Origin of the sequence: Stutzerimonas nosocomialis, from assembly GCF_005876855.1 — a bacterium.
In the GTDB taxonomy this organism is placed as follows: Bacteria; Pseudomonadota; Gammaproteobacteria; order Pseudomonadales; family Pseudomonadaceae; genus Stutzerimonas; species Stutzerimonas nosocomialis.
Genome location: NZ_QLAE01000044.1, coordinates 1 through 13661 on the forward strand (window position 1 = coordinate 1; position 13661 = coordinate 13661).

The following is a 13661-nucleotide window of genomic DNA, read 5'->3' on the forward strand; positions in this document are numbered from 1 at the left end:
GTTCGACAGCAGCTGGGACAATTGCCGGCGGTGGTTGTTCTGGATCAGGCGAAGTAGGACAATTGCGGGCTCCGTTTTTTAGTCAGCGACCCTGCATGCCCTTCATCGCGCTTGGCATCAACCACAAGACCGCCTCGGTGGACGTCCGTGAGCGCGTGGCTTTCACACCCGAGCAGACCGTTGAAGCTCTGCAGCAGCTGTGCCGGGTTACGCCTACTCGCGAAGCGGCGATCCTGTCGACCTGCAACCGCAGCGAACTCTACCTGGAGCAGGATCAGGTCGAGGCGGATGCCGTGCTGGCCTGGCTGGCCAGCTATCACCGCCTCGACCTGGACGATCTGAAGGCCTGCGCCTACGTGCACACGGACGACGAGGCGGTGCGGCACATGATGCGCGTCGCCGCCGGGCTGGACTCCATGGTCCTCGGCGAGCCACAGATCCTCGGGCAGATGAAGTCCGCCTATGCGGTGGCGCGGGAAGCGGGCAGCATCGGTCCGCTGCTGGGACGTTTGTTCCAGGCGACCTTCAGCACCGCCAAGACGGTGCGGACCGATACCGCCATCGGCGAGAACCCGGTCTCCGTGGCCTTCGCCGCGGTCAGCCTGGCGCGGCAGATCTTCAGCAACCTCGATCGCAGCCAGGCGCTGCTGATCGGGGCGGGCGAGACCATCACCCTGGTCGCCCGGCACCTGCACGAGCAGGGCGTCAAACGCATCGTCGTCGCCAACCGCACGCTGGAGCGCGCCAGCGCCCTGGCCGAGCAGTTCGGCGCCCATGCGATCCTGCTGGCCGACATCCCGGACGAGCTGGCCAACAGCGACATCGTCATCAGTTCCACCGCGAGCCAGTTGCCGATCCTCGGCAAAGGGGCGGTCGAACAGGCGCTCAAGCGGCGCAAGCACAAGCCCATGTTCATGGTCGATATCGCGGTGCCGCGCGACATAGAGCCGCAGGTGGGCGAGCTGGACGACGTTTACCTCTATACGGTGGACGACCTGCACGAGGTGGTCGCGGAAAACCTCAAGAGTCGCCAGGGCGCCGCGATGGCGGCCGAGGAACTGGTGGCCGCGGGTACCGAGGATTTCATGTTGCGGCTGCGGGAGCTGGCCGCCGTGGATGTGCTCAAGGCCTATCGGCAGCAGGCCGAGCGTATCCGCGACGAAGAGCTTTCCCGCGCGCAGCGGCTGCTGGCCAATGGCGCCTCTGCCGATGACGTGCTGGCGGCGCTGGCGCGCGGACTCACCAACAAACTGCTGCACGCGCCCAGCGTGCAGCTGAAAAAACTCTCTGCCGAAGGCCGAATCGAGGCCTTGACCATGGCGCAGGAACTCTTCGCTCTCGACGAGAGCCCGGAAAAATGATGAAAGCATCGCTGCTCAACAAGCTCGACACCCTCCAGGATCGTTTCGAGGAACTGACGGCGCTGCTCGGCGACGCCGAAGTGATCAGCGACCAGAACAAGTTTCGCAGTTACTCCAAGGAGTACGCCGAGGTCGAGCCGATCATCGCGGCCTACCGCGAACTGCGCAAGGTGCAGGACGATCTCGACGGTGCCCAGGCGTTGCTCAAGGACAGCGACCCCGAGGTGCGGGAAATGGCCGCCGAGGAAGTCGAGCAGGCGCACGAGCGCCTGGCCCGGCTCGAGCAGGACCTGCAGCGGATGCTGCTGCCCAGGGACCCCAACGACGGGCGCAACGTGTTTCTCGAGATCCGCGCCGGCACCGGTGGCGACGAGGCGGCGATCTTCTCCGGCGACCTGTTTCGCATGTACTCGCGCTACGCCGAGCGGCAGGGCTGGCGCGTCGAGATCCTGTCCGAAAGCCTCGGCGAGCACGGTGGCTACAAGGAAGTGATCGCGCGGGTGGAGGGCGACAACGTCTATGCCAAACTCAAGTTCGAGTCCGGCGCCCACCGCGTTCAGCGCGTGCCGGAAACCGAGTCCCAGGGCCGTATCCACACGTCGGCCTGCACCGTCGCGGTGCTGCCCGAGCCGGACGAGCAGGCCGCCATCGAGATCAATCCGGCCGACCTGCGTGTCGACACCTACCGCTCCTCCGGCGCGGGCGGCCAGCACGTGAACAAGACCGACTCGGCGATCCGCATCACCCACCTGCCCACCGGTATCGTGGTGGAGTGCCAGGAAGAACGCTCGCAGCACAAGAACCGCGCCAAGGCGATGGCCTGGCTGGCGGCCCGGCTGCAGGACCAGCAGGACGCCGCCGCGCACAAGGAAATCTCCGACACGCGCAAGCTGCTGGTGGGCTCGGGCGATCGCTCCGAACGAATCCGCACCTACAATTTCCCCCAGGGCCGGGTGACCGATCACCGCATCAACCTGACCCTGTATTCGCTCAACGAGGTGGTCGGTGGCGCGGTCGAGCAGGTGATCGAGCCGCTGCTGCTCGAGTACCAGGCCGACCAGCTGGCCGCGCTGGGCGATTGATGCCGGCCACCGCCGATGCGGTGGTCCGATGATGCCGTTGCCATGGATGTTCTGCCTGCCGGATTCGAGATGCCTCTGCCCACCATCGCCGCACTGCTGAAAAGCGCCGACCTGCCTGACTCGCCGAGCCCCCGGGTAGACAGCGAATGGCTGCTCGCCGCCGCCCTCGGCAAACCCCTGAGCTACCTGCGTACCTGGCCGGAGCGCGAAGTGCCGGCCGAGGTGGCCGAGCGTTTCGCCGCCAGCCTGGCGCGCCGGCGGCAGGGCGAACCGGTCGCCTACATCCTCGGCCGACAGGGCTTCTGGAGCCTGGAGCTGGACGTCGCGCCGGACACCCTGATTCCCCGCCCGGATACCGAACTGCTGGTGGAGACCGCCCTTGGCCTGCTGCCGATGTCGGCATCGGCCCGGGTGCTGGATCTGGGGACCGGCACCGGCGCCATCGCACTGGCGCTTGCCAGCGAACGCCCTGCCTGGCAGGTGCTGGGGGTGGACCGGATCGAGCCGGCGGTGGCGCTGGCCGAGCGCAATCGCCAGCGGCTCGACCTGCGCAATGCGCGCTTCATGCAGAGCGACTGGTTCGGCGCGCTGGCGGATGCGCGCTTCGCGCTGATCGTCAGCAACCCCCCCTACATCCGTGCAGGCGATCCGCACCTGGCGCAGGGCGACGTGCGCTTCGAGCCGCGCAGCGCGCTGGTGGCGGGGGACGATGGGCTGGACGATATCCGGCTGATCGTCGATCAGGCGCCGCGACACCTGGAGGCCGAAGGCTGGCTGCTGCTCGAACACGGCTACGACCAGGCCGAGGCGGTACGCGGGCTGCTGGTCGCCCGGGGCTTCGATCAGGTGCACAGTCGCACGGACCTGGGCGGCAATCCGCGGGTCAGCCTCGGTCGGCTGGCGTCGCATCTGCAAGACTCCGAGGAGGGCGGCGATGCTCACTGATGAGGAACTGCTGCGCTACAGCCGGCAGATTCTGCTCAAGCAGGTCGATATCGAAGGGCAGCTCAAGCTCAAGGGCAGCCGCGTGCTGATCGTGGGGCTCGGCGGGCTGGGCTCGCCGGTCGCCCTGTATCTGGCCGCTGCCGGTGTCGGCGAGCTGCACCTGGCCGATTTCGATCAGGTCGATCTGACCAACCTGCAGCGACAGATCGCCCATGACACCTCGTCGGTCGGCCTGCACAAGGTCGACTCGGCCGTCGCGCGCATCGCCGCGCTCAATCCCGACGTGGTGACGCTGGGGCATCGGGCGGGACTCGATGCCGACTCGCTGGAGGCGGCGGTGCGGGCGGTCGACCTGGTGCTGGACTGCACCGACAACTTCTCCATTCGCGAGGCGATCAACCAGGCATGCGTGGCCGCGCGCAAGCCGCTGGTCAGCGGCGCGGCGATCCGCCTGGAGGGGCAGCTCTCGGTGTTCGATCCGCGGGACGATCGCAGCCCCTGCTACCACTGCCTGTACGGCCACGGCAGCGAAGCGGAGCTGACCTGCAGCGAAGCCGGCGTACTCGGCCCGCTGGTGGGGCTGGTCGGCAGCCTGCAGGCGCTCGAAGCGCTGAAGTTGCTGGCCGGCTTCGGCGAACCGCTGGTGGGGCGCCTGTTGCTGATCGACGGGTTCTCCTCGCGGTTCCGCGAGCTGCGCGTCAAGCGTGACCCCGCCTGCGCGGTGTGCGGTGGCCGCGGTGGCTAGCCATGGGCCTGTCGGCGTCTTCGATTCAGGAGTGGGCGGGCTGTCGGTGCTGCGCGAGATCCGGGCGCGGCTGCCGGGCGAATCCTTGATCTACCTGGCCGACAGCGGCCATGTCCCTTACGGCGAGAAGAGCCAGGCGTTCATTCGCGAGCGCTGCCAGGTCATCGCGCGCTTTCTTCTCGAGCGCGGCGCCAAGGCGCTGGTGGTGGCCTGCAACACGGCCACGGCGGCCGGCATCGTCGAGCTGCGCGAGCATTATCCGGACCTGCCGCTGGTTGGCATGGAGCCTGCCGTCAAGCCGGCCGCGCGGGCTACCCGCAGCGGCGTGGTGGGCGTGCTCGCGACCACGGGAACCTTGCAGAGCGCCAAGTTCGCGGCCTTGCTCGATCGGTTCGCCAGCGACGTTCGGGTGGTGACCCAGCCCTGTCCGGGGCTGGTCGAGTGCATCGAAGCCGGGGCGCTGGACGCAGCGCATACGCGCAAGCTGCTCGAAGGCTTCGTCGCGCCACTGCTCGAAGCCGGCTGCGACACGCTGATCCTCGGCTGTACGCACTATCCCTTCATCAAGCCGCTGCTGCGCGAGATGTTGCCGGACGACATCAGCCTGATCGATACCGGCGAGGCGGTGGCCAGGCGGCTCGAGGCGCTGCTCGACGACAAGGGCCCGAGGCTGCCGGCTACCGGGGCTGTCGAGTTCTGGAGCAGCGGCGATCCACGGCGTCTGGAAGAGGTATTGCCCGCGCTCTGGGGCGAGGCCGCAGCGGTGTCGTTTTTCTCCGGTTAGGAACTCCCCGCTGCGCCTGGTTTCTCACTCGAAGTCGATACAAAATAATTCCATTTTTTTCCGCGTCGATAAGGATGTTCCGATGAAGAAACTGATCGCCTTGGCTGCGCTGACAGCTTGCTCCCTGGCACCCGTGGCTGCCAACGCCATGTCGCTGACCGCGGCGGTAGGCCAGACCGGCGAATCGACCATGACCTACCGGCTGGGTGCCGAGTTCGACTTCCAGAGAAGCTGGTTCCAGACCAGTGTCGGCCGACTGACCGGATACTGGGACGCCGGCTACACCTATTGGGAAGGTGACGAGACCACCGCCAACCACAGCCTGTCCTTCGCCCCCGTGTTCGTTTACGAGTTCGCCGGGCAGACCGTGCGTCCCTACATCGAGGCAGGCATCGGCGTCGCGCTGTTCGAAAACACCGAACTGGAAAACAACGACCTGAGCACCACCTTCCAGTTCGAAGACCGTATCGGTCTGGGCCTGCGCTTCAACGGCGGCCACGAGATCGGCGTGCGGGCGATCCATTATTCCAACGCGGGCATCAAGAAGCCCAACGATGGCGTCGAGAGCTACGCGGTGCACTACCGCGTGGCGTTCTGAGCCAGACGGGCGGATCGCGACGTCGATCCGCCCGCTTCAGCGATAGGCGACCAGCAGGTCGCGGCGCTCTTCCAGGCAATCCTGCGAGCCTGTCTCGAATTCCCTGCAGATCCACGGGCGATTGGCGTAGATGGTGCAACGCATGCTGTCGCGGTCCAGTGCGGCACACCAGCCATCGTCCAGCCGGCGCATGACCTGTCCACCCCAGCGATCGGTCTCGATATAGCGCTCGGGTACTCCGGTTTCACTGATCAGCATGACCTCCAGCCGGCAGCAGCAGGCCGCGCAGGTCGAACAGCTGACGGTGGGTTCTTCGGTCGAAAGGGCTTGGTGAGGGATCAGCGAATCATTCATCGGCGCAGTCTAGCGTTCGCCAGCCTCGGTTGCGTGCCGGCGGTCGGGCGGTGCGCTTCTGCGAAGCGGGCGCCGGTCGCCGCTGCGGCCGGCGTTTCGTGATTCAGGTCCAGGCGTGACTGGCGAGGTGCGCCTGCAATCGCTTGGCGGTTTCCTGGCCGCTGAGCCAGGCGCCTTCGACCCGCCCGGACGAACACCAGTCACCGCAGGCATAGAGGCCCAGGTCACCGTCCGACAGCGCACCCCACTGGTGAGCGGCCGCCGGCCTGGCATAGAGCCAGCGATGGGCGATGCTTTCGACTGGTGGCGGCACGGCGCAGCCGATCATCTCGGCGAAGGCGCCGTGCAGGGCCTCGATGACGCGCTCCCGGGACAGGTCCAGGTTGTGCCGGCTCCATTCGCTGCTGGCATGCAGTACCCAGCTGTCGGGGCTGGAGGCTCGGCCCGGCTTGCTCCGGGTGCGTGCCAGCCAGTCGAGGGGGCTGTCCTGCACGAAGCAGCCTTCGACCGGCGTGTCGAGCGGCTCGGCGAAGCTCAGCGCCACCGACCAGGTGGGCTCCATGGTGACGCTGGCCGCCACGCTGGCGAGCTTCGGAGCCGCGGCCAGCAGGTTGGTGGCCTGGGGAGCCGGGGTGGCGATGATGGCGTGGCTGAACGGGCCGTGGCTGTTGCCGTCGGCATCCTGCAGGTGCCAATGCTGGTCGCCGCGAAACACCTCGGTGATGCGGCAGGAAAACTGCACGGGAAGGGCGCCGAGCAGGGCGCGGGTGATCGAGCTCATGCGCGGCGTGCCGACCCAGCGCACCTGTTCGTCCGGTGACGGGCTCAGGCGGCCTTCGCGGGAGTGGTAAAGGGCAGGCGTCCACTCGGCTGCCCAGCCGCGGGCGCGCCATTGCTGTACCGCTTCGGCGAAGCGCCGGTCACGGGCGGTGAAATATTGCGCGCCGAGGTCGAGCGAGCCGCTTTCGCTGCGCTTGCTGGCCATGCGCCCGCCGCTGCCACGGCTCTTTTCGAACAGTTGGACGTCAAGGCCTGCCTCGACCAGAGCCTGTGCCGCGGATAGCCCGGCAATGCCGGTGCCGATGATGGCGATGGGGATGCTCATGGTTACCCTCGTTTCTTGCAGGTCGGGTCGGCTGGCCAGGATGGCAAGCGGGGGCCCGGTGCTCCTGCAGATTGCACCCAGTAACTAATCAGACCTGCGTTCAGGGTGCAATAACGTCTTGTCATCTAGACAGACTAAAACGGATGGTTTGCCCAGGGGGATGTGGCGAGGCTCGCGGGCAGGGGTTGCTGACCGATGGTCATCAGGCGCAGCGGCAAAAAACAATCGCCCCCATTGAGGTTTACAAGCGGCGCGACGGTCGTGGCGTTTTTATAATGGCGCCCATTCACGTTGCCGGCTTTGCCGGTTTCACTCGACAGGATCTGCCATGACCCATGCACTGGTGCTGATTAACCTGGGTTCGCCTGCCTCGCCCAAGGTCGGCGACGTGCGCCGCTACCTCGACCAGTTCCTGATGGATCCTTATGTCGTCGACCTGCCCTGGCCCCTGAGGCGCTTGCTGGTGTCGCTGATCCTGATCCGGCGGCCCGCCCAGTCGGCGCATGCCTATGAGTCGATCTGGTGGGACGAAGGCTCGCCTTTGATCGTGCTCAGCCGGCGGCTGCAGGAAAGGATGCGCCTGCAGTGGAGCCAGGGCCCGGTCGAGCTGGCGATGCGTTACGGCGAGCCGTCGATCGAATCGGTTCTGCTGCGCCTGGCGGAGCAGGGCATCACGACCCTGACGCTCGCGCCGCTCTATCCCCAGTTCGCCGACAGCACCACCACCACCGCGATCGAAGAGGCACGGCGGGTGGTCGCGCGGCACGACCTCAAGTTCGAGGTCAACGTCCTGCAGCCGTTCTACGATCAGCCCGAATACCTCGGTGCGCTGGTCGACAGTGCGCGGCCCCACCTGCAGCAGCCGTTCGACCACCTTCTGCTGAGCTTCCATGGCCTGCCCGAGCGGCACATCCGCAAGTTGGTCAAGGAGCCCGGGCACGACCTGCGCGCGACCGATAGCCACGGGGTCAGCGACGAGGTGCTTGCACGCTGCTATCGCAGCCAGTGCCTGCGCACCGCCGAGCTGTTCGCCGAGCGCGCCGGGCTGCATCCGGGACAGTGGTCGGTGTCGTTCCAGTCCAGGCTGGGCAAGGACAAATGGATCGAACCCTACACCGAGACGCGGCTCGACGAGCTCGCGGCGCAGGGCGTGAAGCGCTTGCTGGTGATGTGTCCGGCCTTCGTCGCCGACTGCATCGAGACCCTCGAGGAGATCGGCGATCGCGGGCGCGAACAGTTCATGGCGGCGGGAGGCGAGGAGCTGGTGCTGGTGCCCTGCCTGAACGATCACCCTCGCTGGATCACGTCGCTGGCGCAGCTCTGTCGTCGGAGCGTCCAGCCGCTGTAAGGCGTTGCCCGGCTGCAAAAAGGCGCCGGTTGGCGCCTTTTTCATGTCGTCAGTGCAGCGGGTCGTGGCCGTCGCGGTCACGCCAGCCGTGGCCGCCGGGAAGCAGCAGGTTGAGCAGAATGGCGATGATGCCGCACAGCGAAATGCCCTTGAGGCTGACGTCGCCGGCGCCAATGACCATCCCGCCGATGCCGAACACCAGGGTCACCGCGACGATCACCAGGTTGCGCGCCTCGGAAAGATCCACATGGTGGCGAATCAGCGTGTTCAGCCCGACCACCGCGATGGAGCCGAACAGCAGGCACAGGATGCCGCCCATGACCGGTACCGGGATGCTCTGCAGCGCGGCGCCGAACTTGCCGATGAAGGCCAGCACGATGGCGACGGCGGCGGCCCACAGCATCACCCGCGGGTTGAAGTTCTTCGTCAGCATGACCGCCCCCGTCACCTCCGAGTAGGTGGTGTTGGGCGGCCCGCCCAACATGCCCGCCGCCGAGGTGCCCAGGCCGTCGCCCAGCAGGGTACGGTGCAGGCCGGGCTTCTTCAGGTAGTTCTTGCCCGTCACGGTTCCGATCGCCAGGACGTCGCCGATATGCTCGATCGCCGGCGCGATGGCGACCGGCAGCATGAACAGGATGGCACCCCAGTGGAACTCGGGGGCGACGAAGTTCGGCAGCGCCAGCCAGGGCGCGGCCGCGATGGACGAGAAATCCACCACGCCCAGCAGCCAGGCCAGGAGGTAGCCGACGGCCACGCCGGCCAGGATCGGCACCAGACGGAAAATGCCCCGGCCGACCACCGCCACCACCAGGGTGGTCAGCAGCGCCGGAAGGGAGATCATCAAAGCGGTGTTGTAGGGCACCAGCTGCACGCTGGCGTCACCGGCCTTGCCCATCGCCATGTTCGCGGCCACCGGGGCGAGCCCCAGGCCGATCGACATGATCACCGGGCCGATCACCACCGGAGGCAGCAGGCGATCGATGAAACCGGTGCCCTTGAGCTTCACCGCACCGGCCAGCAGCATGTACATGACCCCCGCGGCGACCAGGCCGCCGAGGGTCGCCGGCAGGCCGAATTCGATCTGGGCCGCCAGGATCGGGGCAATGAAGGCGAAGCTGGACGCCAGGAACACCGGAACCTGGTTGCGGGTGACCAGGTGGAACACCAGGGTGCCGAGGCCTGCGGTGAACAGGGCGACGTTGGGGTCCATCCCGGTGATCAGCGGCATCAGCACCAGGGCACCGAATGCCACGAACAGCATCTGCGAGCCGGCCAGCGCCTGACGCCAGAGCGGATCGCTCATGTGTTCCTGCATGCTCAGACGTCCTTCTGCTTGGTGCCGAAAATCTTGTCGCCCGCGTCGCCCAGGCCGGGAATGATGTAGCCGTTGGCATCGAGTTTCTGGTCGATCGAGGCGGTGAAGATGGTCACGTCCGGGTGAGCCTTCTCCACGGCGGCGATACCTTCCGGGGCGGCGACCAGGACCAGTGCGCGAATCTCCTTGCAACCGGCCTTCTTCAGCATGTCGATGGTCGCGACCATCGAGCCGCCGGTGGCTAGCATCGGATCGATGATCATCGCCAGCCGCTGGTCGATTTCGGGAACCAGCTTTTCCAGGTAGGTGTGCGCCTGGAGGGTTTCCTCGTTGCGTGCGATGCCCACCGCACTGACCTTCGCGCCCGGGATCAGGCTGAGCACGCCGTCGAGCATGCCGATGCCGGCCCGCAGGATGGGCACCACGGTGATCTTCTTGCCGGAAATCTTCTCGACCTCGACCGGCCCGCACCAGCCTTCGATGCTGTAGTGCTCGAGCGGCAGGTCCCGCGTGGCTTCGTAGGTGAGGATGGAGCCGACTTCTTGAGCCAGTTCGCGGAAGTTCTTGGTGCTGATGTCGGCGCGGCGCATGAGGCCGAGCTTGTGACGGATCAGCGGATGGCGGATCTCTTGAATGGGCATGACGGCTCCGGCGGGCAAAAAAACCGGCTTAGATTAAAGCATCCCCAGGCCAGCGGCTATGCGGATCGGGCCCTGCGGCTTGCCGCTCGACGTGAGGTTGCGTATCGTCGCGCCCTTTTTTATCTGGCCGCGGCGGCCTTCTGGATTCGTCGCGGCGTGTGCCACCTGGCGGCCAGGGCTGCTAGGCTGGTTGCCTGTCCCAAACCTGCATTGGAGAACCCCGCATCATGCCCGCCGAGCTCGCACATATCCGCCAGATCATGGATGAGGCCGACTGCCTTTACACCGAAGCCGAGGTGGAAGCGGCAATCGACCGGGTGGCCGAGAAAATCAACGGCGAGCTGGCCGAGCGCAATCCTGTGGTCTTCTGCGTGATGAACGGCGGGCTGATCTTCGCCGGCAAGCTGGTCACCAAGCTGGGTTTCCCGCTGGAACTGTCCTATCTGCACGCCACACGCTACCGCAACGAGACCAGCGGCGGTGAGCTGTTCTGGAAGGCCAAGCCGGAAATCTCCTTCATTGACCGGGACGTGCTGATCATCGACGACATCCTCGACGAAGGTCATACCCTGGGTGCGATCATCGACTTCTGCCGCCACGCCGGGGCTGCGGCGGTGCATACCGCGGTACTGATCGACAAGGAGCACCAGCGCAAGGCCCGTCCCGACCTCAAGGCGGATTTCGTCGGCCTGAGCTGCATCGATCGCTACATCTTCGGTTATGGCATGGACTACAAGGGCTACTGGCGTAACGCCGCCGGCATCTACGCGGTCAAGGGTCTGTAATGACCGCACCGCGTTACCTCGATCAGGATCTGTTCGAGGCCCTCGCCGATGCCGCTCGCTCCAGCGAGCGGCGACGCCATCATCATGCCTTCCATCGGATGAGCGAGCCCTGCCACCGGTTGGCGGTAGGGCTGCAACCCGATACCTACATCGCCCCGCACCGCCATCTCGAGGCCGACAAGTCCGAGAGCATTCTGGTCCTGCGGGGCAGCCTTGGTCTGCTGGTGTTCGATGACTCGGGCGCGGTCACCGAGCGCCGCGTGCTCGAGGCGGGCGGCGAATGCGTTGGCGTCGATCTGCCGCCCGGAATCTTCCACGCCTTCGTCGTGCTCGAAGCCGACACCTTGATGTTCGAATGCAAGGCCGGTCCCTATCGGGCCCCCGAAGGGGATGAACGCCCAACCTGGGCGCCCCGGGAGGGTGACACGGACGCCCGGCGCTATCTCGACTGGATGCGCGCCCAGTTCGAGGTCTGATCCGGTTCGGCTGTTTCCTTTCACCCCAATCCGCCAGGGCTGGTAACGCTCTGAGTTCGGGTGCGTTCACCTGGCCGCACACCCTCTAAAAGTGTTTCGTCGCGGTGCTCATCGTCCTGCACGCCTGATGCGCCGTGGCCTGCAGCGCCCTGTTTCGCATCCTGACCGGATGCCGCGCTTTGCAGGGTTCGGCCGGGTGATTAAGCTCAGGGGCGCCCGCCGGGCGGCCATGGCGAAAAGCAGCGCCACGAGCCAGCGCTGGGAAGGGTATTCATCCTAAAGGATTACAAGACAAATCAAACCTTAGTGCGCTTAACCGCTTGGTACCGTCTGGTTAGGGTTAGCTCACTCAAGAACCAACAGGAGTGCCGTATGACAACAACAAAAAGGCAAGGATTCTTCCAGCCAAAACTGCTCGCCGTTGCGATTGCCCTGGGGACTGCCACCCCGGCCTTCGCAGTGAATTTCAACATCGGTGAGATCGAGGGACAGTTCGATTCGTCCATTTCCATCGGGGCCAGCTGGTCGACCACCGATCGCGACATGGATCTGGTCGGTGTGACCAATGGCGGTACCGGCTACACCCAGACGGGCGACGACAACCGCCTGAACTTCAAGAAGGGCGAGACCTTTTCGAAAATCTTCAAGGGCGTCCATGACCTGGAGCTGCGCTATCGCGACAGCGGCGCGTTCATTCGCGGCAAGTACTGGTACGACTTCGAACTGAAGGACGAGAGCCGGCTGTTCAAGGACATCAGCGACAGCAACCGCAAGACTGCGGCCCAGTCTTCGGGTGCGCAGATCCTCGACGCCTTCATCTACCACAACTACGTGGCAGGCGATCTGCCCGGCACCGTCCGCTTCGGTCGCCAGGTGGTCAGCTGGGGCGAAAGTACCTTCATCGGTAACTCGATCAACGCGATCAACCCGCTGGACGCCGCCGCCTTGCGTCGTCCGGGGGCCGAGCTCAAGGAAGGCCTGATCCCGGTGAACATGGTCTACCTGTCCCAGGGCTTGTCCGACCAGCTCAGCGTCGAAGGCTTCTACCAGCTGGAGTGGGACCAGACCATCGTCGATAACTGCGGGACCTTCTTCGCATCCGACGTGCTGGCCGATGGCTGCGACATGAACTACACGGTGGGCACTACCTCGTTCAGCCCGGCGCAGCAGGCTGCGCTGCGTGCCGCCTATGGTATCGACACGACTTCCGAAGGCGTAGTGGTCAGGCGTGCCGGCGACCGCGATGCGCGCGACTCCGGACAGTATGGCGTAGCGCTTCGCTGGCTGGCCGATGCCGCCGAGTACGGCGTGTATTTCATGAACTACCACAGCCGTACTCCCAACGTGACCCTGCAGAACGCGGACCTGGCCAGCATCGGCGCCGCGCTGGGTGCAGGAGCCAGCGCCCAGGCGGTTCTACTCGGACGGGGTTCCTACTACCTCGAATACCCCGAGGACATCCGCCTCTACGGTGCCAGCTTCTCGACGACGCTGCCCACCGGGACGGCATGGTCGGGTGAGATCAGCTACCGTCCGAATGCGCCGCTGCAGATCAATACCACCGACCTGACGCAGCGTCTGGCGACTACGGTCGTGGCAGGCGGGGCGGCGGCTGCCGACCAGGTGCACCGCGGCTACAACCGCAAAGAGATGACCCAGCTGCAAACCACCTTCACCCACTTCATCGATCAGGTGCTGGGCGCAGGCCGGGTCACGCTGGTGGGCGAGATCGGCTACCTCCACATCGGCGGCCTGGAAAGCAAGAGGGAGCTGCGGTACGGACGGGACTCGATCTATGGGCTCGACAATGCCCGCTACGGCAACGACGGCTTCGCGACCGCCAATTCCTGGGGTTACCGCCTGCGCGGCATGGCCAACTACAGCAACGTGTTCGCCGGCGTGAACCTGACGCCGAACATCACCTTGTCCCATGACGTTCAGGGTTACAGCCCGGTGTTCAACGAAGGCTCCAAGGCGGTCAGCATCGGTCTGGATGCCGAATACCAGAACACCTACACCGTCAGCCTGTCGTACACCGATTTCTTCGGCGGCGACTACAACACCCTGGTTGACCGCGACTTCCTCGCACTCAGTGTGGGCATGAACTTCTAAGGAGGACTGT

At 65.7% G+C, this 13661-nt stretch carries 14 protein-coding genes; 10 read left to right on the top strand and 4 right to left on the bottom strand.

Annotated elements, in window-relative coordinates; all coding sequences use genetic code 11:
* Nucleotides 1-95 precede the first annotated feature (95 nt).
* The 6 genes from hemA (at nt 96) to DN824_RS19895 (ending at nt 5515) form a co-directional block, all read left to right on the top strand.
* On the top strand, nt 96-1361 hold the full coding sequence (gene hemA / locus DN824_RS19870) for a glutamyl-tRNA reductase (protein ID WP_138410093.1): 1266 nt from the start codon (nt 96-98) through the stop codon (nt 1359-1361).
* Nucleotides 1361-2443, top strand: a complete 1083-nt coding sequence (gene prfA / locus DN824_RS19875) for a peptide chain release factor 1 (RefSeq protein WP_138410094.1) — start codon at nt 1361-1363, stop codon at nt 2441-2443. Before hemA ends, prfA begins: the two co-directional genes overlap by 1 nt.
* 69 nt (nt 2444-2512) lie before the next feature.
* The gene (gene prmC, locus DN824_RS19880; protein WP_174236548.1) at nt 2513-3388 is read left to right on the top strand and encodes a peptide chain release factor N(5)-glutamine methyltransferase; all 876 of its coding nucleotides are present in this window, start codon (nt 2513-2515) and stop codon (nt 3386-3388) included.
* Nucleotides 3378-4133 (top strand): molybdopterin-synthase adenylyltransferase MoeB, encoded by a 756-nt coding sequence (locus tag DN824_RS19885; RefSeq protein ID WP_138410095.1) that lies wholly within the window; start codon nt 3378-3380, stop codon nt 4131-4133. The genes prmC and DN824_RS19885 overlap by 11 nt, the downstream gene beginning before the upstream one ends.
* Nucleotides 4126-4917 carry a glutamate racemase gene (gene murI / locus DN824_RS19890; protein WP_138410096.1) on the top strand — a complete coding sequence of 264 codons (792 nt, stop codon included), beginning with the start codon at nt 4126-4128 and terminating at the stop codon, nt 4915-4917. The genes DN824_RS19885 and murI overlap by 8 nt, the downstream gene beginning before the upstream one ends.
* Before the next feature lie 82 nt (nt 4918-4999).
* Nucleotides 5000-5515 (top strand): acyloxyacyl hydrolase, encoded by a 516-nt coding sequence (locus DN824_RS19895; protein ID WP_138410097.1) that lies wholly within the window; start codon nt 5000-5002, stop codon nt 5513-5515.
* A gap of 36 nt (nt 5516-5551) precedes the next feature.
* Here DN824_RS19895 and DN824_RS19900 read toward each other — a convergent pair whose 3' ends face one another.
* Nucleotides 5552-5869 (bottom strand): YkgJ family cysteine cluster protein, encoded by a 318-nt coding sequence (locus DN824_RS19900; protein WP_138410098.1) that lies wholly within the window; start codon nt 5867-5869, stop codon nt 5552-5554.
* Nucleotides 5870-5972: 103 nt separating this feature from the next.
* A complete protein-coding gene (locus DN824_RS19905; protein WP_138410099.1) occupies nt 5973-6974 on the bottom strand; it encodes an NAD(P)/FAD-dependent oxidoreductase in 1002 nt (333 codons plus the stop codon).
* A gap of 328 nt (nt 6975-7302) precedes the next feature.
* Between DN824_RS19905 and hemH the strand changes: the two genes are divergently transcribed.
* Nucleotides 7303-8322, top strand: coding sequence for a ferrochelatase (gene hemH / locus DN824_RS19910; protein WP_138410100.1), 1020 nt, complete (start codon nt 7303-7305; stop codon nt 8320-8322).
* 49 nt (nt 8323-8371) lie between these two features.
* Here hemH and DN824_RS19915 read toward each other — a convergent pair whose 3' ends face one another.
* Both DN824_RS19915 and upp read right to left on the bottom strand, forming a co-directional pair.
* The gene (locus DN824_RS19915; protein WP_138410101.1) at nt 8372-9637 is read right to left on the bottom strand and encodes a uracil-xanthine permease family protein; all 1266 of its coding nucleotides are present in this window, start codon (nt 9635-9637) and stop codon (nt 8372-8374) included.
* A 2-nt stretch (nt 9638-9639) separates the two neighbouring features.
* Complete coding sequence (gene upp / locus DN824_RS19920) at nt 9640-10278, bottom strand: uracil phosphoribosyltransferase (protein WP_138410102.1); 639 nt, start codon at nt 10276-10278, stop codon at nt 9640-9642.
* A gap of 227 nt (nt 10279-10505) precedes the next feature.
* Between upp and DN824_RS19925 the strand changes: the two genes are divergently transcribed.
* From DN824_RS19925 to DN824_RS19935, 3 genes are all read left to right on the top strand, one after another.
* On the top strand, nt 10506-11063 hold the full coding sequence (locus DN824_RS19925) for a hypoxanthine-guanine phosphoribosyltransferase (RefSeq protein ID WP_138410103.1): 558 nt from the start codon (nt 10506-10508) through the stop codon (nt 11061-11063).
* Nucleotides 11063-11539 carry a WbuC family cupin fold metalloprotein gene (locus DN824_RS19930; RefSeq protein WP_138410104.1) on the top strand — a complete coding sequence of 159 codons (477 nt, stop codon included), beginning with the start codon at nt 11063-11065 and terminating at the stop codon, nt 11537-11539. The genes DN824_RS19925 and DN824_RS19930 overlap by 1 nt, the downstream gene beginning before the upstream one ends.
* A gap of 372 nt (nt 11540-11911) precedes the next feature.
* The gene (locus DN824_RS19935; RefSeq protein WP_138410105.1) at nt 11912-13651 is read left to right on the top strand and encodes a DUF1302 domain-containing protein; all 1740 of its coding nucleotides are present in this window, start codon (nt 11912-11914) and stop codon (nt 13649-13651) included.
* The last annotated feature ends 10 nt before the right edge of the window (nt 13652-13661 follow it).